The sequence below is a fragment of the Turicibacter bilis genome, assembly GCF_024499055.1.
Taxonomy (GTDB): Bacteria; Bacillota_I; Bacilli_A; order MOL361; family Turicibacteraceae; genus Turicibacter; species Turicibacter bilis.
The window spans coordinates 1,698,782-1,722,500 of the sequence record NZ_CP071249.1; the positions used below are offsets into that span (position 1 = coordinate 1,698,782).

Annotated in this window: 19 protein-coding genes, 1 tRNA gene and 2 rRNA genes (1 of these 22 only partly in view); 8 read left to right on the top strand and 14 right to left on the bottom strand. The window is 35.8% G+C overall.

The genetic code is table 11. From position 1 onward, the window contains the following. Nucleotides 1-624 precede the first annotated feature (624 nt). On the top strand, nucleotides 625-1,554 hold the full coding sequence (locus tag J0J69_RS08210; protein WP_212725962.1) for a prenyltransferase: 930 nt from the start codon (nucleotides 625-627) through the stop codon (nucleotides 1,552-1,554). Nucleotides 1,555-1,865: 311 nt separating this feature from the next. Here J0J69_RS08210 and J0J69_RS08215 read toward each other — a convergent pair whose 3' ends face one another. From J0J69_RS08215 to J0J69_RS08225, 3 genes are all read right to left on the bottom strand, one after another. After that, nucleotides 1,866-2,165 (bottom strand): RNA-binding S4 domain-containing protein, encoded by a 300-nt coding sequence (locus J0J69_RS08215; RefSeq protein WP_055277028.1) that lies wholly within the window; start codon nucleotides 2,163-2,165, stop codon nucleotides 1,866-1,868. Between the two features lie 235 nt (nucleotides 2,166-2,400). Beyond that, a complete protein-coding gene (locus J0J69_RS08220) occupies nucleotides 2,401-3,051 on the bottom strand; it encodes an SAM-dependent methyltransferase (protein ID WP_055243913.1) in 651 nt (216 codons plus the stop codon). A 67-nt stretch (nucleotides 3,052-3,118) separates the two neighbouring features. Next, entirely contained in the window at nucleotides 3,119-4,663 is a 1,545-nt protein-coding gene (locus J0J69_RS08225; protein WP_212725961.1) for an oligosaccharide flippase family protein, read from the bottom strand. 236 nt (nucleotides 4,664-4,899) lie between these two features. Between J0J69_RS08225 and J0J69_RS08230 the strand changes: the two genes are divergently transcribed. From J0J69_RS08230 to J0J69_RS08240, 3 genes are all read left to right on the top strand, one after another. Continuing rightward, a complete protein-coding gene (locus J0J69_RS08230; RefSeq protein WP_212725960.1) occupies nucleotides 4,900-6,138 on the top strand; it encodes an NAD(P)/FAD-dependent oxidoreductase in 1,239 nt (412 codons plus the stop codon). 95 nt (nucleotides 6,139-6,233) lie between these two features. Beyond that, nucleotides 6,234-6,719: a hypothetical protein gene (locus J0J69_RS08235; protein ID WP_212725959.1), complete on the top strand. Its 486-nt coding sequence runs from the start codon at nucleotides 6,234-6,236 to the stop codon at nucleotides 6,717-6,719. A gap of 359 nt (nucleotides 6,720-7,078) precedes the next feature. Then, a complete protein-coding gene (locus J0J69_RS08240; RefSeq protein WP_212725958.1) occupies nucleotides 7,079-7,672 on the top strand; it encodes a GNAT family N-acetyltransferase in 594 nt (197 codons plus the stop codon). A 51-nt stretch (nucleotides 7,673-7,723) separates the two neighbouring features. On the opposite strand, the gene J0J69_RS08245 is transcribed toward J0J69_RS08240, so the two are convergent. From J0J69_RS08245 to J0J69_RS08275, 7 genes are all read right to left on the bottom strand, one after another. Next, entirely contained in the window at nucleotides 7,724-8,650 is a 927-nt protein-coding gene (locus J0J69_RS08245; RefSeq protein ID WP_212725957.1) for a dipeptidase, read from the bottom strand. Between the two features lie 164 nt (nucleotides 8,651-8,814). Further along, a complete protein-coding gene (locus J0J69_RS08250; RefSeq protein ID WP_212723401.1) occupies nucleotides 8,815-10,644 on the bottom strand; it encodes an ABC transporter ATP-binding protein in 1,830 nt (609 codons plus the stop codon). A gap of 2 nt (nucleotides 10,645-10,646) precedes the next feature. Next, nucleotides 10,647-12,371 carry an ABC transporter ATP-binding protein gene (locus J0J69_RS08255; RefSeq protein WP_212725956.1) on the bottom strand — a complete coding sequence of 575 codons (1,725 nt, stop codon included), beginning with the start codon at nucleotides 12,369-12,371 and terminating at the stop codon, nucleotides 10,647-10,649. Nucleotides 12,372-12,388: 17 nt separating this feature from the next. Beyond that, nucleotides 12,389-12,817: a MarR family winged helix-turn-helix transcriptional regulator gene (locus J0J69_RS08260; RefSeq protein WP_212725955.1), complete on the bottom strand. Its 429-nt coding sequence runs from the start codon at nucleotides 12,815-12,817 to the stop codon at nucleotides 12,389-12,391. A gap of 275 nt (nucleotides 12,818-13,092) precedes the next feature. Next, nucleotides 13,093-14,472 (bottom strand): YjiH family protein, encoded by a 1,380-nt coding sequence (locus J0J69_RS08265; RefSeq protein WP_212725954.1) that lies wholly within the window; start codon nucleotides 14,470-14,472, stop codon nucleotides 13,093-13,095. A gap of 126 nt (nucleotides 14,473-14,598) precedes the next feature. Further along, entirely contained in the window at nucleotides 14,599-14,724 is a 126-nt protein-coding gene (locus tag J0J69_RS08270; RefSeq protein WP_256637855.1) for a hypothetical protein, read from the bottom strand. 69 nt (nucleotides 14,725-14,793) lie between these two features. Beyond that, nucleotides 14,794-15,312: a GNAT family N-acetyltransferase gene (locus J0J69_RS08275; protein ID WP_212725953.1), complete on the bottom strand. Its 519-nt coding sequence runs from the start codon at nucleotides 15,310-15,312 to the stop codon at nucleotides 14,794-14,796. Nucleotides 15,313-15,404: 92 nt separating this feature from the next. Here J0J69_RS08275 and J0J69_RS08280 point away from each other — a divergent pair, with 92 nt between their 5' ends. Continuing rightward, nucleotides 15,405-16,370: a tocopherol cyclase family protein gene (locus tag J0J69_RS08280; protein ID WP_212725952.1), complete on the top strand. Its 966-nt coding sequence runs from the start codon at nucleotides 15,405-15,407 to the stop codon at nucleotides 16,368-16,370. A 38-nt stretch (nucleotides 16,371-16,408) separates the two neighbouring features. On the opposite strand, the gene rfbB is transcribed toward J0J69_RS08280, so the two are convergent. Beyond that, a complete protein-coding gene (rfbB, locus tag J0J69_RS08285) occupies nucleotides 16,409-17,365 on the bottom strand; it encodes a dTDP-glucose 4,6-dehydratase (RefSeq protein ID WP_070099810.1) in 957 nt (318 codons plus the stop codon). 137 nt (nucleotides 17,366-17,502) lie between these two features. Here rfbB and J0J69_RS08290 point away from each other — a divergent pair, with 137 nt between their 5' ends. From J0J69_RS08290 to J0J69_RS08300, 3 genes are all read left to right on the top strand, one after another. Then, on the top strand, nucleotides 17,503-18,207 hold the full coding sequence (locus J0J69_RS08290) for a response regulator transcription factor (protein WP_055243938.1): 705 nt from the start codon (nucleotides 17,503-17,505) through the stop codon (nucleotides 18,205-18,207). 168 nt (nucleotides 18,208-18,375) lie between these two features. Further along, on the top strand, nucleotides 18,376-18,621 hold the full coding sequence (locus tag J0J69_RS08295) for a hypothetical protein (RefSeq protein ID WP_055243941.1): 246 nt from the start codon (nucleotides 18,376-18,378) through the stop codon (nucleotides 18,619-18,621). A gap of 135 nt (nucleotides 18,622-18,756) precedes the next feature. Continuing rightward, a complete protein-coding gene (locus J0J69_RS08300; protein ID WP_237252641.1) occupies nucleotides 18,757-20,853 on the top strand; it encodes a sensor histidine kinase in 2,097 nt (698 codons plus the stop codon). Nucleotides 20,854-21,030: 177 nt separating this feature from the next. Here the strand turns inward: J0J69_RS08300 and J0J69_RS08305 are convergent. From J0J69_RS08305 to J0J69_RS08315, 3 genes are all read right to left on the bottom strand, one after another. Then, nucleotides 21,031-21,104, bottom strand: a tRNA-Gly gene (locus tag J0J69_RS08305). Between the two features lie 11 nt (nucleotides 21,105-21,115). After that, nucleotides 21,116-21,224: ribosomal RNA gene (gene rrf / locus J0J69_RS08310) — 5S ribosomal RNA — on the bottom strand. A gap of 52 nt (nucleotides 21,225-21,276) precedes the next feature. Continuing rightward, nucleotides 21,277-23,719 (bottom strand): 23S ribosomal RNA (locus J0J69_RS08315); it runs 448 nt beyond the window's last position.

The window sequence follows — 23,719 nt, forward strand, 5'->3', positions numbered from 1 at the left end:
AAAAAATACCCCATGTAGCATCTCGATAAAATTACCGTTATTTATGTAAAGTTTTTATCTCTATCTATCCTTTTGTCGGTTTATGTTAAAAACATCATAACCTCTATAGCTCTAGATAAATAGATTTGTTATAATAGGAAAGTATTTTTTATATCATGGAAATAGGTGATTAGTTATCAGTGATTTCAATTGATTAATGTGGAAGTTTAACCTGATGTGACTTGAAAAATTGATAACTACGAAAAGCATTCATTTTTACCTACCATAAAACATTAACTACTTCTATCATCAGTATGTACAAAGTATATTTAATGCAGTCACTGGTTACTCTTCATCTATTTGTATATCAGGGAACAATCTACTTTGAAATTTATCAAAAGGTTATCTTCCTACTTCTAAAGCTAGCCACTACAATGGTTACTCTGTTAAACGTCATCTTAATTGATAATGACTTCTTCCTTTCTCATGTTGATATCTCATGAGAAATCTTATGGAATCTTACATATCGAATAACACCTCATCAGTGCAGTTATTAGTTGAAACTCTATTCTAATTGTTTATTTTACAAAAATCGATTTATAGTGGCCTATCATCTGAAATTATGAAACAGAAAGGAAATATATAATGAGAAATAAAAGCTTTTTCCAGCGCGCCTATACTGTCATGGAAATTCGTACAGGATTTGCAACTGGGCTTCCTGTTTTAAGTGGCGGATTATTTGGGGCGTACTTAGCTGGACACTTGAAACTAATTCCACTTCTCTTAATGTTTGTCACTGGATTTTGTCTAAATATCGTGGCAAATGTTTCAAATGAAATTCGTGCTTATCTAAAAAATGAAGAAAATGAGAATACTTTCACTCATCATGCTGGAAGTGAAGGACTCGTACGCGGTGATGCAACGTTCAAAGATAGTATCATTGTCTTACTATTTTTCTTAGGAATCAGTGGATTGTCTGGAATTACCCTTGTTTTAATCACAAATAATTTTAATATTCTAGCGATTGGAATTTTAAGTGTCATTGCCGCTGTTTGCTACTCACTTGGGCCAAAACCTTATATTGTTTATCCAGTTGGTGAGCTTGTTTCAGGACTCTTTGTTGGAGCTATTAGCACCATCGTTTCAGCTTACTTACAAACAGATGTTCTTAACGCCCCGATTATTATCTATTCCATTATTCCAATGATTATGACCATCTTCTTAATGTCAACGAACAATACTTCAGATTATGAAAAAGATAAAGGAACTCGCACGACTTTACCTCATGTCATTGGATTTAGAAATTCAATTAAAATCATTATCCCTGAAGCTTTAATCATGATTGCCGCCTGGCTATCTCTTTACGCTATGGGGAGTATTACCCTCCTTATGCTTGTCACAGGTTTTTTAATTTTCTATTACTACGGATATGTCCGTTGGTATAAAGACTACTATCAAATTAAAGAACACTATCCGACAATGGAGCGTGACTGGGGACCACGTCCATTACTTTTAATTTACAGTTTCAATATCATCTTAGGTTTAGAATTCTTTGCTTACCTATTACTTCAATAAAAAACTATCGATCGATCATCAATTCATTAAAAATAAGGCTGTATCTTTTCGTGATACAGCCTTATTTTGTTAGAAAGAATATGTTTTAGGAGCATTTGCTAAAACGTCAGCAATAACAGCTTTTGCTTCATCTAAATAAAATACTTCGAAGATACGATTATCCCCCAATCATTCAAGAAAATTCTAATCCTGAATAGTTACCTTAACTCTTTACACCAACTTAAGATAACTGTTTTTATTAATAAAAGCATAAAAAAGGTCATCCTCCAATGACCTTTTTTAATTAATCATAGAGTATGACCTCATTTTGATTATTCAAAAATTTCGATTCCTGTTACTTCATCTAAAGATGGGCGCTCGATACGCTCTTCTGAAATAATTTCATACATATAAGCCGCATCTTGTTTTTTCGTTGAATCTTTAATATCTGTTACACGGACTTTTAAAATTTTATTGCCATAGTATAAAGTCAACTCATCACCAACTTTAACCGTTGAGCTTGATTTTGCGACTTTCCCATTAATCTCAATACGTCCTTTATCAGCCACTTCTTTTGCTAACGTACGACGTTTCACTAAACGAGACACTTTTAAATATTTATCTAAACGCATATAAATCTCCTTTCAAACGTTGAATGCAGTTATCCACAATTTAAATTTCACGCTACAACTCTAGTAAAAAAACGATAACCCCATTATTTAATACCTATTTTAACTCAAACCTTTTATAGACCGACTAGTTGAGGAAATGCACAAGTTTTTATTATTTAATTTAAATTAAAGTTCAAACTCTGTACTATCCCATCAGTTGTAGATGCCTTCATTTTGTAAAAGATGGGGTCCAACCCTATTTCATAGGTGGAACATAAATAGTTGTTAAATTATCCAATTTGAAGTTATGATCTAATTCATAAAGTTTAACCCATTTTAATTCGGCGATGTTACTTCCCGCTGCTTTAACGATACAAACCTCATACTCATCATCATAAACTTCCATTAAATCTAACTTTAAATTTGATGCTGTTAATTGGTCGAATACTTGAGGAACAATTAAATGTTGTTTAGGAGCAATCGCTTCATAATCAAAGTCTAATGCATCCATCACTTGTAGCCCTTCAATTGGATCAATGGCAAGTGCAGCAAACATCGGATCTAAGAAACTTTGTCCTCCAATAATTACTGCCTCTGTTTCAGCCACTAAACGTTTCACTGCATATTCAGCCACACAAGGATGACCTGGTGTCGCATAAATTAAATCTCCTTTTTTGGCTTCTTCTTTAATGGTTTCAATAATTTCTTCATAAACAGCCTCAAATGTTTCATGCTTCATATAAACATCATCAAAGGCACGATACTCAATTTCATTTTCCTCTAAGAAATTAATCATTGGATGTTCTGCTGTTCTTAAAAATAATGGTAAGCCAGATTTTAATTTAGCTACTACGCCTAACGTTAACTGAGACTCATCCCCAGCTCCAAGTCCTACAATGTAAATCATCTCATGATGCCCCTTCCTATCTTCAATCTTATTACTTATCTTGGTCAGAAATTGACCCTTTATTCAATTACAATTCTGCTGGCTTTCTTTTGGTAGCTGTTTGCTTCTTAGCAGGTTTCTTTCGACGTTTGGCCCCTTTAGAAGCGACCTGTGAGGTCATTAAGAAAATTCCCATAATCAGACTATAGACTAACACACCAGCTCCAACTTGAATTGCCAATGAAATAACATTATATACACGTACATCATCTAATCCAGATAAAATATTCGGAATCTGTGGTTCTAAATATGCTAATACTAGCCAAAGCCCAGCTGTTGAAAAGCTTACTTTTAATAAATTAAAGAATGACTTCTTATACATCATCTTTCTAAACTGACATAAATTTATCAGTGCCATCATTGCCAGTGAAGCAACTGATGCAATAGCTGTTCCACAAATACCTAAACTTTGAGTTAATGGTCCTGTCAATACGACTTTAACTAGTACACCTCCCAAAACAGCTGCTAATAATTTCGAATATTGTTCTTCCTGCTGCATAATGGCTGTGCATAAGAAAATAAATGGATAAAATAAAACCTGTAATGTTAATAACTTCAATGCTCCAATCCCATTTGAATCTTTAAATAACGCAATATTTAGCTCATCTACGACACTAAACAACCCCACGCAAGCTGGGATTGATAATGCAATGACCATAAATAATGAAGCATTAAACACCTTTTTACGTTCCTTCGAATCTCTTACTCCTGCCATTTGTGGAACAGTTGATGAGACAATCGCACTCGTAAAGACAGTCACTGTCTGAATAATTGGTAATCCTCGATCAAAACTCCCTTTAAGTGACATGGCTTCTAATGCAGGCACCCCACTATTAACAAGTGAATTAAACACAAAGAAACTATCGATTAATTGGAAAATAATTAAGATTCCTGCACTTAAGAATAAATAAACACTTTTCTTAAAGAAATGCGGGCGATGAGTCATCTTTAAATAAATCCTTGGACTATCGTCCAACTTTTTAATCATTAAATAAGCAATTGCAAGTAATGGACCAAAGAGCCCACCTAAATACGCAAAATAAGCTAACTTATAAACATTTTGTCCTTGAACCATCACTAAAGCAACAATAATCGCCATCACTCGGATCAGCTGCTCAATGGTTGAAGAATAGCCCACAACATGAATCGTTTCTGCCCTCGTTTGAGCAACTCCTCGCCAATAAGAAATAGTAGGAATTAGTAAGAACGCTAAACCAACCATCCGAATCGGCCAACTCAATTGCATATCGCCCATCGTATAAGCAATCAAATGGCTACCTAGAAATAATCCTATAAATGACACAAGACCAAAAATCCATAATGAATTTTTAATATACCGCTTAATATCCTCACTATATTGATACGTTAATAATAATTCCGCAATAATCGTTGGTAATACCACTCCATTTAATGTCGTATAAATCCCGATTAAAGGATAAACTTGTTGAAAAACGTATAATCCTTCATCACCTGAAATATTTTGATACGGCACTTTATACAGCAAACTTAATAGCTTAACAAAAAAAGCCGTGATTGTTAAAATCATCGTCCCTTTCATCCAACCCGATTTCATAACATCTAAGCCTCCCTAGCTTTCACTCTATTCAAATTAATATTATATCATCAAAACAGGCAACAATAAAAAAAAGGTCAAATCATTTCATAAAAAAATCAAATTTTTTCATATAAAAGAAATAAATCCGTCCATTTTTCCTTTTGATAAAAAAGATTAAAAAAGTTATAATAAAAAGGTTATACAAAAACATTTAACACAAACTATGTTTAGCTTTTTTATAGAGGTGATATCACATGAGAATGACAGGAGACAGTCCATTATGGACTAAAAACATCGAAGAAGGAACAACGTATCCTCCTCTATCACAAGACATTAAAACTGACATTGTTATCGTCGGTGGTGGAACAACAGGAGCGCTAACAGCTCATTATTTTATGAAACAAGGCCTAAACTGTGTCTTAGTTGAAAAAAATCAAATTGCACACCAATCAACTGCAGCTTCAACTGCCATTTTACAATATGAAATCGATTTAGGGTTAAATCGATTAATGTCGATGGTTGGTGAACAGAATGCACAACAGGCCTTTCTATTTGGTTATCAAGCAGTCATGGAAATGAGCCAAATCGTCAAAGAAATCAACAGTAACTGTGACTTTACCTTCAAACCATGCTTCCTTTATACACAAGATCCTCGTAAAGTAGACTATATGGCGGATGAATGTAAATCACGTCAGGCGATCGGAATTCATTGCGAACTGTTTACATCAGAAACACACCAAAATGAATTTAGCTTCAACTTCGAAGTAGGTGTCTATTCACATTACGGAGCAGCCATCATTAACCCTGTTCAATTTACACGTGATTTAATTGATTACAATGTAAAAAAAGGACTGCAAGTGTTTGAAAATACAAATATCGTTGACTATAACTTATCCTCACGTCAAAGTGTCTTAATAACAGAGCAAGAATTCACCATTACAGCTGATAAAGTGATTATCTGTACAGGATATGATGCATTAGAATGGTTCAAACATGAAAAGCCATTCTATACACTTAGCCGCAGTTTTGCTGTTTTAACGAAACCTGTGGAAAACTTCCACGGATGGAAAGAAGCGTGTATCATTCGTGATGATCAAGACCCATACACTTATATTCGTCCAACCTTAAGTAACTCGATTATTATCGGTGGAGAAGATTTAGAAATCGATGACTTAGATGGTGAAGTAGCAAACATGGGAGATCGCCACCCATTAGCCTTACAACAATATCATCAATTACTACGTCGCGTGCGCCGTATGTTCCCGCAAATCGAAAATATTAAAACAGATTGCTGGTTCCACGGATTATTCGTCGATACAAAAGATGGACTTCCATTCATCGGGAAACACCCAGATTATCCAGGCGCTTACTTCAACCTTGGATACGGATCAAATGGGATGCTTTACTCTTTAATCGGAGCTAAATTAATTTCTCAAGACGTAGCTGGGAAAAATCCAAAAGAACTAGAAATCTTCAAATTCAATCGTTATTAAAAAAGAGCGGAATAGTCCGCTCTTTTTTTCATACTCCTAGCTTTCTCATCATAAACTTTCAAGACTAGAGCTTTATGAGAAGGGAGGAAGTCATCTTGGCGTGTCCAAACTATCATCATAATCAAAGCGATTCTAATCCAAACTGTCCACAATCAGCGCCTAAACAAAAGGACGATGCTACCTCTAAAAAAAGCATCGCCTATAAAAGATTCTTTCGAAGTTTTTCTTTCATCACGATAGGGATTGTTCTTCTAGGTATTATCTACATCTTTATTTATTTTGTGTTCTCTTCACCAGAAATTACTTTCGTTAAGAATCAAGTCATTGAATGTTATGAAAAACAAAGCATCGGAGAAGCCCTGGATGAGTTTTTCTATCATCCAACTTGGGAGCTAATTGAAGAAAATACAGTCAAATTTAACGGTGAAGCGTATTTTGGAGAGGATGAAGCACTGTTTACGATTCAATTTAAAGTTGATTTAGAAACTGAACAGTTTGATATTACTTCCTACTCTATCAATGGTGAATCCCAAACATTTGATCAATTCATTCAATTATTAGATACTATTTATGAAAAATAGATATTTAACAAAAGCACTTCTATTCCTTTGAACCTATGAAAATAGAAACAAAAGAATCGATTAATCGGATTGACACGAAACTAGTGCACTTTCTAACTCTAGAAACAATATCTTATCCCCAAAAGAGCATAATCATGCAGTGAAAAAAAGAAACATCAATCAAAACCTAATATTTATCGCTAGGTTTATTTATTGAATCCATCATTATTTCAAAAATAGCCAAAAGGATAATTGATCGTCCTAACAAAAACAACTACCTTTTCATCACTAAAAAGACTAAATCTAATAGAAAAAGGGACGAGGTCCCTTTTTTCATGTTATCATAACATTAACTCAACGACGAAGGAGACATAGCCCTGATGAAACTAGAAACCGAAAACTTAATTCTTTATCCACTGACTAAATCACTCATTCAACAAATTTTAAATGATGAAGTGATGGACTACTCAACAAAAGAATGGCTAACAGAAGATAACCGTACACTTTTAACGTGGATGTACGAAGAACTTTACGCCTTCATCCCACCAAAAATGGGCTTCACTTCATGGATTTTCATTGAAAAATCAACTAACCAAGTCATTGGTGATGGTGGATATAAAGGAAATCCTGATTCACGTGGTGAAATTGAAATTGGATATGAAATCATCGAATCTAAACGTCAAAAAGGCTACGCGACAGAGGCCATCGAAGCCCTTCTAGAGTGGACTCTGACTCAAGATGAAGTCAAATCAATTATTGCTAAATGCCACTACAAAAACATCCCTTCCCAAAGCTTACTTGATAAACTTGGTTTCAAATTAATTGGTGAAGAGGATGAAATGGACCTTTATCAAATTAAATTAGAAGAAAATTCATTTTTAAGTATTAGTAAATACGTTATGACAGGAATAATTACTGCATGTATAATTATTCCAATCGCTAAAGTAGTCAAACATATCAAAAAATCGAAATAATCAACTGCATTAAAAAACCACTCGACTACTAACGTACGAGTGGTTTTATTTTTAATCTTTTAGAATATGATTAATGACACGCTTCGCATTTACATGGGTAATCCCATCAATATCCATACTACTATATCCTCGATTAACGAGTTCATCAATGACATTATTTGCTGAGGATGCACTTTGACAATCGATTAAGTTTGATTCTAAATGACCATCTCCTAAGTAATTCATAAAATCAAATCCAAGTGCAATATGTCGTGTACCAACTAACTCTCTCAGATAATCAATATGATCAACGAGGGATTCCACATCTGGCTTTAATTGATTCGTAAAATGCGGTACTGCCGTCACGCCAATAACACCATCTACCAAAGCAATTTCTTTAATTTGCTCATCGGTTAAATTTCTTGGATGAGGAGTAATTGAGTAACAATTCGAATGAGAGGCAATGACAGGCTCTTTTGTTACCGATAAAATATCCTCAAACGTTTGAATACTAGCATGAGAAACATCAATCACCATTCCAAGCTCATTCATCTTTTCAATCAACTCACATCCTAATAGTGATAACCCTGTCCCATCCTTACAACCAATCCCAGTTGCAAATTGATTCTTTTCATTCCAAGTTAACATCGCATGTCTAAATCCTTTTTCGTAAATTTCAACTAAATGATCGATATCTCGAAGCGATGCTAAACTTTCAAGTCCTAAAATCACATTGACTTTATGATCAGCCCAATCCCCTTTGGCGGTTACTACTTGAACATCGGGTGACTCTTCTAGTTCCTCTATAATATAATGAATTGCTTGATCAAAATTATTATGTAATAGCTGATTAACATCAGTATAGTACGTCCAAATTCCCCCAGTCACATTCCCTTCTAATAACTCAGGAATATGATATGACTCAACAATACCACGTTGTCCTCTTAAACGCTTCTCAACAATATTATATAAAATATCCGTGTGCGTATCGAAAATCAAAGGTTTCCCCTCCTTATAAACACAATCAGATTTGCATCTAATTACTACCTATTATAGCTTATCTCTATTCAAAAAAGAGCAAATTTTTTTCCCTTTTTTCCGACAAAAGAAGTGTAAAAATATTAAAAAAGCCTACGAAATTTAATTCATAGGCTTCTCTTTCATTAAGCTTCTTCTTCTTGATTAAATTGGCTATTATATAAATCAGCATAGAATCCATTTTGATCCATTAATGTCTCATGATTTCCTGTTTCAATAACATCTCCATCTTTCATTACTAAGATAACATCAGCTTCACGAATCGTTGATAAACGGTGAGCAATAACGAAGCTTGTACGACCTTTCATTAAGGTCTTCATCGCATTTTGAATTTGTAACTCTGTACGTGTATCAACACTACTTGTTGCCTCATCTAAAATCATAATTTCGGGATCAGCTAGTAGTGCACGAGCAATCGTTAATAACTGTTTTTGACCTTGAGAAATATTTGAGACTTCTTCATTTAAAATCGTATCATATCCTTCTGGTAAAACACGAATAAAGTGATCAGCATGAGCTGCTTTAGCTGCCGCAATAATTTCTTCTTCTGTCGCATTCTTTTTACCATAAGCAATATTATCGCGAATTGTTCCATTAAATAACCATGTATCTTGTAAAACCATACCGAATTTTTTACGTAAATCAGCACGATTCATCTCTGTAATATCAACATCATCCACTAAGATACGTCCACCATTCAATTCATAGAAACGAAGTAATAAATTCACTAATGTCGTTTTACCTGCACCAGTTGGCCCAACAATAGCAACCATTTGTCCTGGTTCCGCTTTAATATTCATATCATTAATTAAAATACGATCCTCGCGATAACCAAACTTAACATGTTCAAACTCAACAGCTCCACAATCAGCTTTTGCTTTAACCGGATTTACTGGTTCTGGAATCACTTCTTCTTCATCTAATAATTCAAATACACGCTCTGCTGATGCAACCGTTGACTGAATAATATTTGAAATTTGAGCTACCTGTGCAATTGGTTGAGTAAATTGACGGTTATATTGAATGAACGCTTGGATATCTCCCACAGTAATACGTCCTTTCGTTACTAAAACCCCACCTACAACAGCAACAAGAACATAGCCTAAATTTCCGATAAAATTAATAATTGGCATCACTAATCCAGATAAAAACTGAGCTCGCCATCCTACACTATAAAGACCTTCATTAACTTCATCAAATTCATCAATAGCTTTTTTCTCATGACCAAATGCTTTAACCACATTATGTCCCGTATACATTTCTTCAATATGACCGTTTAATTCACCTAATTTCTTTTGTTGACCAATGAAATATTTTTGTGAACGTTTAACGACCATCATCATTAAAATCCCAGATAACGGAATGACGATGATTGAAATTAATGTTAAAAGCGGGCTAATCGTTAACATCATAATTAAAACCCCAACCACCGTAGTGACTGATGTAATAACTTGAGTAATCGACTGTTGCAAAGTTGCACTAATATTATCAACATCATTTGTAAATCGGCTTAATAATTCTCCATGTGTATGTGAATCGAAAAATTTTAATGGTAATCTTGCTAATTTTTCATCAATATCACGACGTAAATCATAGACAACCTTCTGAGAAACTCCTGCCATAATAAATTGTTGTAAATAACTAAAAGCTGCACTTAAAACATATAAACCAATTAAAATTACAACAATATTCCAAATATATGAAAAATCAATTGGCGATGGAGTTGGATTTCCTCCTACCAACTCTAAAATTGGACGTATTAACTCATCTGTAATCTTAGCCATAATTTTTGGAGAAATAATTGAGAAAATAACACTCGTAATAGCTGCAATAGCAACTACTACTAAACCAACACGATATGGTTTTAAATATTTACTTAAGCGAACTAACGTCCCTTTAAAATCTTTTGCTTTTTGATTACCCGCATGTGGGCCATGTCCCATAGGTCCAGCCATAATTATTCCTCCTCTCCTTTTTTAAGTTGAGATTCGACAATTTGTTGATAAATCTCATTTGTTTGTAATAACTCCTCATGTGTTCCCATACCAACTATATGTCCTTCATCCATTACTAAAATACGTGTTGCGTCCATAACTGTACTTACACGCTGAGCCACAATAATAACTGTTGAATCCTTTGTTTCCTTCTTTAACGCTGCACGTAATTGAGCGTCAGTTTTAAAATCTAAAGCTGAAAAACTATCATCAAATAAATAAATTTCCGGCTTACGAACAATCGCACGAGCAATTGATAAACGTTGCTTTTGTCCACCTGATACATTTGTTCCTCCTTGTGAAATTGGTGACTCAATTCCCTCTTTCATTTTAGAAACAAAATCTGTTGCCTGTGCAATATCTAAAGCATGACGAACTTCTTCGTCTGTCGCATCTTCTTTACCATATAAGATATTATCTCGAATCGTTCCTGTAAATAACATAGCTTTTTGAGGAACATACCCAATTTTGGAACGCAACTCTTGTTGATTCATGTCACGAACATTAACACCATCAACTAATACTTCACCTTTAGCCGCATCATAAAAGCGTGGAATCATATTTAAAATTGACGATTTACCTGATCCAGTTCCACCAATAATCGCTGTCACTTCACCCGGCTTAGCAACAAACGAAATATTTGAAATTGCATATTCTTCTGCACCCTCATAACCAAATGAGACATTTTTAAATTCAACATAACCTTTTAACTGAGGTTGAATAGCTTCTTTAGGCTCTTGAATCGGAGATTCCATTTCTAAAACTTCATTAATACGAACAGCCGATGCTTGAGCACGTGGAATTAAAACGAACATCATCGTTAACATTAATAACGAGAACATCACTTGCGTTAAATATTGAATAAAGGCCATTAAATCCCCAACCATTAAGTCTCCATCATTAATTCGAATTCCACCAAACCAGATAACAGCAATAATCGATAAATTTAAAATTAACATCATTAATGGCATTAAAGCTCCCATTAAACGGTTAGCCATTGTAGCAATTCGAGATACTTCTAAACTAGCCTGATTGAAACGTTCCTGTTCTGCCTCTACCTTATTAAACACACGAATTACTCGGATTCCTGTTAAATTTTCACGGACAACTAAATTTAATTTATCAATTTTATTTTGCATCTTTTGGAACATTGGTAGCGTAAACTTGGCGATAATAGCAATCGTCACGATGATAATTGGAATCACCACTAAAATAACTTTTGATAATTCCACATCTTTACGAAGTGCCATAATCAATGCACCCACAATCATTATTGGTGCACTTAACATCATCCGCATCATCATAATAACAACCATTTGAACTTGGTTAATATCATTTGTTGTACGCGTAATTAAAGACGCTGTACCCATCTCATTAATTTCAGTTAATGAAAATGATTCAACTTTTTCAAAAACTTTCTTTCTTAAATCACGACTAAATCCCATCCCGATTTTTGATGAAAGATAACTCGTTAAAATCGTACACACTGTCCCTAATAAAGCCACTAATAACATGACACCACCTCGTCCAAGGATATAGGAAACATCTCCTTGAACAATTCCAGTATCAACAATATCTGACATTAAATCTGGTAACTCTAGATCCGTCAGAGTCGAAATAAACACTAGGACTAAAACACCGATAACTAACGTCCAATAAGGTTTTAATCCTTTAAATAACTTTAACATGTCTATCTATTCCTCCCTTAATCACTAAAATTCGCTATTAATTTACTGAAAATAGCTCTTGTCTGCTCTAATTCTTCTTTTGAAAAATTTCCGAAAGATCTAAGATTTAGTTCTTTAAAAATTTCATTCACAATTTTTGCCTGACCTTTACCCTTTTCAGTTAAATAAACATGCGTCACTCGTTGATCAGCTTCACTACGTCGACGTTCAATCACTTCATCACGCTCCATACGTTTTAACATAGCACTAATTGTCGCTGCTGTCACACCTAGTTTTTGAGCTAGTTCAACTTGTGTTGATCCTTCACATTGAGATAAAGCATGAACAATCCCAGGTTGTGCTCGGCACAATCCCTCTTCCTCTAATCTTCGTTGAGCGATTGACATTTGACTTCTTATCAAATGACCAAACATAATAGCTACCTCATTGATTTCTTGACTATTCAACACAACTCACCTCACATTAAACTAAAACTATCTTACGACACTTATAATAGTTAGTCAACTAACTATTAGTTAACTAATTATTTTATACAATTCTTCCACAAAAGATAGCAATTTCAATTTATAAAACTTAAACAGCGACACCCTTTAACCAAATACGGATCATACATGTTATAGTACCTACTCCTTCTTATATAGTTAGTGTGAAACAGAAATAAAAAATTAAGCATTAAAAAATAAAAAAGCAGAAAATCGTTTTGATTTTCTGCCTAACTTAATTAAAAAATTAAATGTGCAATTAAAGCAATCACTGGTAATGTGATTAATGTACGTTGAATAAAAATAATAAATAACTCTTTTAAATTAACAGGAATCTTTGAAGCTAATAATAAAGCTCCAACCTCAGATAAATAAATTAACTGAGAAACAGATACGGCTGCAATGACAAAGCGAGTCATCTCACTCTCAATTCCAGATGCTAAAACAGATGGCAATAGCATATCAGCAAATCCCGCTACTAAAGTTTGAGAAGCTGCCATAGCCTCAGGAATTTGTAATAACATTAAAACCGGTAAGAATGGTAACCCTAAAATTTTGAAAATTGGCGTATACTCAGCAATCACTAAAGCAATCGTTCCAACTGCCATAACAATTGGAATAACTGCTAGCCACATATCTAACACATTTTTAAACCCATCAATAAAAATAACTTGAATTAAATCCTGTGATTTCGCCTTTTCAATTGCCTGAGCAAATCCATGAGAAAAATTATTTAATCCAGCTAATGCTTTCTCATTCTCAACCTTTAGCGTGCCATCAAAGAATCGATCCTCTTTTTTAGATAATGGCGGTAGCTTCGGTAACATAATAGCAGCTACTAAACTCGCAATCGTCACTGTTACATAAAATGGAACAAACATATTTCCAAGATTAACCGTATTAATCACGACTAAACTAAACGTAATCGATACTAATGAGAACGTCGTTCCAATGACAGCTGCTTCACGCTTCGTATAGAATCCATCTTCATACTGCTTACTTGTTAATAAAACTCCGATTGTCCCATCACCTAACCATGACGCAATACAATCAATCGCCGAACGACCAGGTAAATTAAAGACTGGACGCATCACTTTTGATAATAATGTCCCAACAAACTCTAATAATCCAAAGTTTAATAATAAAGGTAAGAATAACCCTGCAAATAAAAATACGGAGAAAAGAATTGGGAGCAAATCATATAAAACTAATCCACCCGTGTTTAACGAGAAAATGGCCTCGAATCCTATTTCATAAACAGCCATAACAATAAAAATTGCTGCTAAAATACGAATCACAAACCAAACGGGTGTCACATTAAATAAATTATTTAAAAATTCATTTTTAAGAATGAATTTTGGTGTAAATAACTTCGTTACAATCGTTCCGATCACTGTAATCATCACTAAAAATAAAACTACTGTAGGTAAAACATCTGCAAAGTGTGCTTGAACCCAATTTGATAACATCGCAATCGGAATCGTAATCCCACCAGCCTGAGAAACAGGAAGCATAAATAACGTCACACCAATTAAAGAAGGAACTAAAAACTTTAATATTTCTGAAATCTTATATGAGCTACACGAGCCTTTAACTGGAACTTGATTGTTTTTATTCATAATTATTACCATCCTTATAAAAAATTTTTTCTTTGATTTTATAAGTATACTTGGTAGGCCAAAACTTATCAACCATTTTAACGACAATAATCATCTTTTTACAACAAAAAAGAAGACCCTTTTTTACTATTCAGTCTTCTTCCATGCCACAAGAACAATCTCTTCGTGAAACGTATTAAAAAACTCTTGTTCCATCATTTGTAATGCTGCAATTTCTTCATCTGTTAACGATGCAATCTCATAATCTTTCAATCCGATCACCTCATCCCTATTATAACCACTATTACCTTCATCATACAAAAAAGAGACCGAATCCGGTCCCTATATTCTAAACTCTGCATCTACACCATATACTCTTTGATTTAAAATACGACGATATGCCTTTTGTTCTTCTTCCTCTAATGCTTTAAAAGAGGACATAATTTTTAATTCAACCATATCTGTTGTTGGATTTAATGGCGGTTGATAATGTGGATAAAGATTTAAAACAAACCCTAAACGTTCATAAAATCCAACTCGTCGTTTCGTCACTTTATCTACAGGCGGTTCCACTTCTAAAATAACGGGATGATTACCCGCTTCTGATAAAATATCTTGAACTAACTTTGTCCCAATTCCAAGACCTCTGGATAATGGTGTACAAGCTAAATGTTCAATATATAAAAACTCATCAAACACGTAATATGCACAAAAGCCTAATAATTCCCCTTCCTGCTCATACGTCTTCAAATGATAGTCCGAACGTTCAAGTAATGCTTTTTGACCTTCATAACTTCTAAATTCATCCCTTGGAAATGATTCTTTCATAATTTCATAAACTGCATCAAACAATTGATCCAAATTATCACCTTCTGCATAAAACTTAGTCATATTGCACATAATAACATGAATTATTCACATTTACAAGAAAGTTAATATATGGAGGCCAAACAATGAAAATAAATCCTGATTTATATCATGGCCACGATCAATATACTAATTTTTTTGAGGGTTGGTATTTTAAAATCGTAGACGCCACTGCAACTTATGCCTTAGCGTTTATTCCTGGAATCTCTCGCAGTGAAGATACACGAGATCATCATAGCTTCATTCAAGTGATTAACTTAGTTAATCATTCCTATCACTATTACCGATATAGTATAGATGATTTTTACTCAAATAACCGTCATCTAAAAATAAATATCGGAATTAATGAATTTAGCTTTAATAAAATCTACGTCAATCTCGAACAAATTCACGGCATCTTATACTTAGGATCACCTACGAAATGGCCAGATTCTAAACTCAATCCAGGGAGCATGGGGATTTACAATCACCTTCCCTTTATGGAATGTTACAGCCAAGTATGCGCAATCGACGGGGATATTGAAGAGGGTCATCTAAAAATTAACGGACAAGTAATTGATTTTAGTAACGGAAAATACTATATCGAAAAAAATTGGGGAAAGAGTTTTCCTACCTCATGGATTTGGGTTCAAAGTAATAACTTCGAGAATCACCGAGCAACTGTAACGTGCTCGCTCGGTATTGTTCCATTTCCACTCATTAAAGAATTCCGCGGGTTTCTGATTGGTGTTACTGTCGATCACAAATTCTATCCTTTTACAACGATGAACAACAGTAAACTTAACATTACCGTCTGCGATCGAGACATCATCCTGTGTGCAACGCATGATAATCTCCAACTCATTCTTAAAACAAAAAGTAAACCAGAAGACTTTGTTGAATGTTACGGACCTAAAAACGGAAAAATGTCACCAATACTTGAAGAAACACTTAAAGGTGAAGTCGAAATGACACTTATCAATACCAAAAAAAATCTACTAATCTATCATGGAATTGGAAAAGCGTGCGGCATTGAATATGGTGGCGACTTCTCCAAACTTCTTGATGACTAAAAAGGGGATATCTCAAAATGAGATATCCCCTTTTTATATCAATTAAACTTATCCACATACCACGAAATTGTCGACCTTAATGCATCTTCGAATGTATACAAAGGCTCCCATCCAAGTTCATATTTAATCTTACTTGAATCAATCGCATACCGTAAATCATGACCTGGACGATCCTTCACAAATTCAATCAACTCATATGGCTTACCCAGTTCATCCAAAATCAGCTTTACAATCGTTAAATTCGAATACTCATTATTTCCACCTACATTATAAACTTCTCCAATACGCCCTTTATGTAAAATAAAATCAATAGCCTGACAATGATCCCAAACATGTAACCAATCTCGAATATTCTGCCCCGTTCCATATACAGGTAACTTTTCATTTTTCATTGCCTTTAAAATCATCAATGGAATTAACTTCTCAGGAAACTGAAAAGGCCCATAATTATTTGAACAACGAGAAATCGTGATAGGTAATTTAAACGTTCTCCAATATGATAATGCCAATAAATCTGCACTAGCCTTCGAGGCAGAATACGGACTAGATGCCTTCAATGGGAACATCTCTGTAAATAAAGTATCATCCTCTAATAATAAATCTCCATACACCTCGTCGGTTGATACTTGATGGAATCTCTTCACCCCATAGCATCGACAAGCATCCATTAACACTTGAGTTCCTAATACATTCGTCGTCAAAAATGAACTCGGATCTTCAATTGAACGATCCACATGACTCTCAGCGGCAAAATTAACAACCCAATCAAATTGTTCCTTCTCAAACAATTCAAAAATAAACGCCCTATCTCGAATATCACCATGAATAAATCGATACTGTGGATAATCTTGTACAGCTCCGTTATTTTCTAAACAACCTGCGTACGTTAATAAATCTAAATTAATGACCTCATAATTGGGATACGTCTTCAACATATACTCAATAAAATTACAACCAATAAAACCTGATCCACCCGTTACTAACAACTTTGTCATAGCTATCCCCCGTAAAATTACATAAACTAAACTATATTATACTTATAATCAAATCTCAAAACAATAGACGGTATTTACTAGTATAAGGAAAGAACGGTATAATAAATAAAAATACTTTTTAAGGAGGATTCATCTCTATGACAAAACCTCGTGTACTCGTAGTCGATGATGAACGTGAAATTAGAGAAGCCATCCGTATTTATCTTCGCGGGGAAGATATTGAAACTATTATGGCTACTAACGGTCAAGAAGCTGTCGATTTAATGAAGCAACAAGACATTCATCTAATTCTAATGGACGTGATGATGCCAGGCATAGATGGAATAGTTGCCACAAGTCTCATCAGAGAATTCTCAAATGTTCCCATCATCATGCTCACTGCTAAGTCAGAAGACACTGATAAAATCATGGGACTTTCGCTTGGAGCAGATGACTATATTACCAAACCCTTTAATCCAATGGAATTAGTTGCACGTGTTAAAAGTCAACTTCGTCGCTATTTACAACTCGGTTCGCAAACTGTTACTTCAAGTACTAATCAAGATATCCTTGAAGTTAATGGCCTACGTATCAACACTGCAACAAAGCAAGTCTTTGTAGATGGAAAAGAAGTTCGTCTGACACCAACAGAATTCAAAATTCTTAGTCTTCTCATGCGTAATAAAGGCCGTGTTTTCTCTATCAGTGATATCTATGAAAATGTCTGGGATGAACCCGGATATAACGCAGAAAATACCGTTGCCGTTCATATCCGAAAAATTCGTGAAAAAATTGAAATTAACCCCCGTGATCCTAGATATCTTAAAGTTGTTTGGGGAATCGGCTATAAAATTGAAGCTTAGATTTACCCAATTATATAATATTCATACTAAGGGGATACTTATATTTAATTATTCCGAATTACATCAACTAAATCACCGTTATAATTTAAATCACCAATCTTCAAATGCTACGACATCCCACAACTAGCATTACTGATCGAATCAACAAATGACCGTGTCAAAACTGGAATGGTTAAGTTATTACAATCAATACAACATACAATTAGTTATAACCAACACCCAACTGAAGCAAAAAATGAACCACAATCTAATTGGACAACAAGGTATCGTGTTGACATCAACTTAGTACTATTAGTGCCGCCACAAACAAAAGAGTTTGAAAAAAATTATAAAGAGCAATATCATCAATTCAAAAAAGCAATCAAGGAATATGAAAAGTTACATAAAATTGATCGTAAAGAACCATTAATCTAATCTGATATAGACCATAGCAAATCGTGCTGTGGTTTTTTCTTAGTATTAAGAATTTCTTAAGAAATCAACTATGTAATTTTTAAGATATAGATGTTACTCTTACAATAGAATCAATAAAATAATGGAGTTGAACTTATGAAAAATAAAGAGGACATGAATCAATCTAGAGTCCCAGAAACTCTAAAAAAAAGCTGGATTAAATTCTTACTTTCTTGTTTTATCTTCTTACTATCCTTTAATTACATCACTGATCAACTAAGGTTTGGTCAAATATTCCCACTTAATTATTTTCAATCAGATCAATATGCTATACAAGTAGTACAATTTCTAGATTCGTTTTACATAACGCAAATCCAATTACAAAAACTTCAAATCCCATTAGAAGAGATTGAGGTGACTAAACAAGAGATTCTTGATGCAAAATTTAATAGCTATCAATATGAACAATACCTTTATGATGACAATACTGGCGAACACTATTCGATTAATACCTTAACTGATGAGCAAATCAGAGATATGATTCAATATGATAAATATCAACAATATCAATCTGAAGTCTCTCACTATAAAAATACATACTATGACCAACAAGATGCTTTTTATTATGATATAACTGATAGTAATGGAAATCATTATACTAATGTAGTCTTAGAAGAAAAAGATTATCTAAATATTATTGAAATTCCCTATAAAGGAAAAAATGTTTCGAATTTTAGTATTGTTAATAGTAGTGCTCGTGATAAAGGAATTAGCGGAACACTCTACCTCCCTAAATATCCAATGGGAGAATCAACAATCCAAGGTGCATTTATTCAAAATATAACAACTAAAGTTATTTGGATTGGAGCAATTCTTGCAGCGATTATCCTTGTCATTCCTATCTATCGTAATTTTAAAAAAATTAAAAATACACAACTTAATATTCCACCCCAATACAAGTGGATTGAAGATAAATACTTGGACTTACCTATTGAATTCAAAGGTCTAATCTTCCTAGTAACAGTGTACATATTACAAAATATGAACCTAACTACATACTATCGATACTATGGAAATCTTTTATCTTATGGATTCAAATTAATTCTACAAGTTATTATCCTATTATCTATTTTATACTTCTTCTTTTTACAACTTAAAGGAATTATCCATCGAATAAAAAATCCAGAGTTATTTAAGCAAGAATGGTATAAAGGATTTTACATGAGTAATATTGATGATTGGAGTAAACTACCTATTTATCGTAATACATTTATACGAATCACTGTATATTCATGTATTATTGGGGTATGGGGAATAATCTGGGGATTTTGTTTCCATGACTATGGGGCATTCCTAGTTATTACGTTTATTAGTGTAATACTCGCACTCATTCTTTTATCTATCATTAAAAAACGCACTAAAGCAATTCAGGCAATTGCTGATACTTTATCTAAAATGGCAAATAACGAAATAACATCTGAAATCTATGTTAAAGGAAATGGTCTTATTGCTAATATTGCTAAAGATGTGAATGCCGTTCGTGAAGGATTTGCAATCTCAAATCAAAAACAATCAAATAGTGAAAGATTGAAAACAGAATTAATTACAAACGTTTCTCACGATCTTAGAACACCTCTAACTAGTGTTTTAAACTATGTCGACTTAGCTAAAAGAAGTGACATCACAGAAGAAGAACGACAAGAATACTTACAAATCATTGATAATAAATCGAAACGATTAAAAGTATTAATCGATGACTTATTTGAAGCTAGCAAAATGGCTAGTGGAGCTGTTGAATTAAATAAAGAACAAGTAGATTTAGTTGCCTTAATGTATCAAGCACTAGCAGAATATGAAGATCGATTTGAAGATCAAAAATTAATTGTTAGAACAAAAACTTCTAATCAACACATGTATGCCTATTGTGATGGAAGAAAAATGTACCGTGTATTTGAAAACCTATTTAGTAATGTAATCAAATACACACAACCCGCAACACGAGTATACTTAGAAATGACTTATGAAGGTTCTGAAATTATCATAACATTAAAAAATATATCGAACTATGAATTAGGATTCGACGTATCTGAACTAGCTGAACGCTTCAAACGAGGAGATAGTTCTCGCCATACAGAAGGTTCAGGACTCGGACTATCCATTGTAAAATCAATTTTAGAATTACACGGAGCAGCATTTGAATTATCACAAGATGGTGATTTATTCAAAGTTATTATCAAAATAAATACACTGTAAAATAGAGAGTTTCTAACACCCTCAATACCTCTCCATCTATTAATTCAACTTATAAAAAAACTCCAATCAACTGATTGGAGTTTTATAATATACAAAAAGATAAGATATAAAATTAGTTTTGTAAAAATAGACTTATAAAGATAAAAAAAAGCACTCTAAGAGTGCGACTATTCGAATTGGAGCGGGTGAAGAGAATCGAACTCTCACAGTCAGCTTGGAAGGCTGAAGTTCTACCATTAAACTACACCCGCATATAGGTTTGGCCCAGCGACGTCCTACTCTCGCACTTGCGTACTACCCTCGGCGCTAAGGAGCTTAACTTCTGTGTTCGGTATGGGAACAGGTGTGCCCTCCTTGCCATCATCACTAGACCATTGAAAGATGTTGTTAATCTTCCAAAACTAGATATCTTCTTCAGTTTCTTTGGTTAAGTCCTCGATCGATTAGTATCAGTCCGCTCCATGTGTCACCACACTTCCACTCCTGACCTATCAACCTCGTCGTCTTCAAGGGATCTTACTTCTTTCGAATGGGAAATCTCATCTTGAGGGGGGCTTCACGCTTAGATGCTTTCAGCGTTTATCCCGTCCACACGTAGCTACCCAGCTATGCTCCTGGCAGAACAACTGGTACACCAGCGGTGTGTCCATCCCGGTCCTCTCGTACTAAGGACAGCTCCTCTCAAATTTCCTACGCCCACGACGGATAGGGACCGAACTGTCTCACGACGTTCTGAACCCAGCTCGCGTACCGCTTTAATGGGCGAACAGCCCAACCCTTGGGACCGACTACAGCCCCAGGATGCGATGAGCCGACATCGAGGTGCCAAACCTCCCCGTCGATGTGAACTCTTGGGGGAGATCAGCCTGTTATCCCCGGGGTAGCTTTTATCCGTTGAGCGACGGCCCTTCCATTCGGTACCGCCGGATCACTAAGCCCGACTTTCGTCCCTGCTCGACTTGTAGGTCTCGCAGTCAAGCTCCCTTCTGCCTTTACACTCTTCGAATGATTTCCAACCATTCTGAGGGAACCTTTGGGCGCCTCCGTTACTCTTTGGGAGGCGACCGCCCCAGTCAAACTGCCCACCTGACACTGTTCCCTGACCCGATAAGGGCCACGGGTTAGAACCCCAGTGACACAAGGGTAGTATCCCAACAGCGACTCCACCAAGACTGGCGTCCTGGTTTCTTCGTCTCCTACCTATCCTGTACATGTGCCACCAGTGCTCAATATCAAGCTACAGTAAAGCTCCACGGGGTCTTTCCGTCCTGTCGCGGGTAACCTGCATCTTCACAGGTACTATGATTTCACCGAGTCTCTTGTTGAGACAGCGCCCAGATCGTTACGCCTTTCGTGCGGGTCGGAACTTACCCGACAAGGAATTTCGCTACCTTAGGACCGTTATAGTTACGGCCGCCGTTTACTGGGGCTTCAATTCAAAGCTTCGCTTGCGCTAACCTCTCCTCTTAACCTTCCAGCACCGGGCAGGCGTCAGCCCCTATACATCACCTTGCGGTTTAGCAGAGACCTGTGTTTTTGATAAACAGTCGCCTGGGCCTATTCACTGCGGCTTGCTTTCACAAGCACCCCTTCTCCCGAAGTTACGGGGTCATTTTGCCGAGTTCCTTAACAAGAGTTCTCTCGCTCATCTTAGGATTCTCTCCTCGCCTACCTGTGTCGGTTATCGGTACGGGCACTTATTAAATTAACCCTAGAAGCTTTTCTTGGAAGCGTGACGTCAGTTGACTTCGCCATTCGGCTTCGGCATCACAGCTCAATGTTATGCCATGCGGATTTGCCTACATGACCACCTCACTGCTTACACGTGAATCCAATCACACGCTCAACTTAGCCTTCTCCGTCACTCCATCAGTTTAATAAGTGGTACAGGAATATCAACCTGTTGTCCATCGGCTACGCCTTTCGGCCTCACCTTAGGTCCCGACTTACCCAGGGCGGACGAGCCTTCCCCTGGAAACCTTAGGCTTTCGATGGATAGGATTCTCACCTATCTTTCGCTACTCACACCGGCATTCTCACTTCTAACCGCTCCACAGCTCCTTCCGGTACTGCTTCACCGCTGTTAGAACGCTCTCCTACCACTGACTCTAAAGTCAATCCGCAGCTTCGGCGGTCCGTTTAGCCCCGGTACATTTTCGGCGCAGAGTCACTCGACTAGTGAGCTATTACGCACTCTTTAAAGGATGGCTGCTTCTAAGCCAACCTCCTAGTTGTCTGTGCATCTCCACATCCTTTTCCACTTAACGGACACTTGGGGGCCTTAGCTGGCGGTCTGGGCTCTTTCCCTTTTGACCATGGACCTTATCACCCACAGTCTGACTCCCGATTATATCTATCTGGCATTCGGAGTTTGATTGAGATCAGTACCCCGAGGTGGGGCCATCACCCATTCAGTGCTCTACCTCCAGTAGACTTAACATCGAGGCTAGCCCTAAAGCTATTTCGGAGAGAACCAGCTATATCCGTGTTCGATTGGAATTTCACCCCTAGCCACAAGTCATCCAAGCACTTTTCAACGTGCCCTGGTTCGGCCCTCCAGTCAGTGTTACCTGACCTTCAGCCTGCTCATGGCTAGCTCACACGGTTTCGGGTCTACAACATCGTACTCTTCGCCCTATTCAGACTCGCTTTCGCTACGGCTCCGCATCTTCTGCTTAACCTCGCACGATATCGTAACTCGCCGGTTCATTCTACAAAAGGCACGCCATCACCCATTAACGGGCTCTGACTATTTGTAGGCACACGGTTTCAGGTTCTCTTTCACTCCCCTTCCGGGGTTCTTTTCACCTTTCCCTCACGGTACTGGTTCACTATCGGTCACTAGGTAGTATTTAGCCTTACGAGA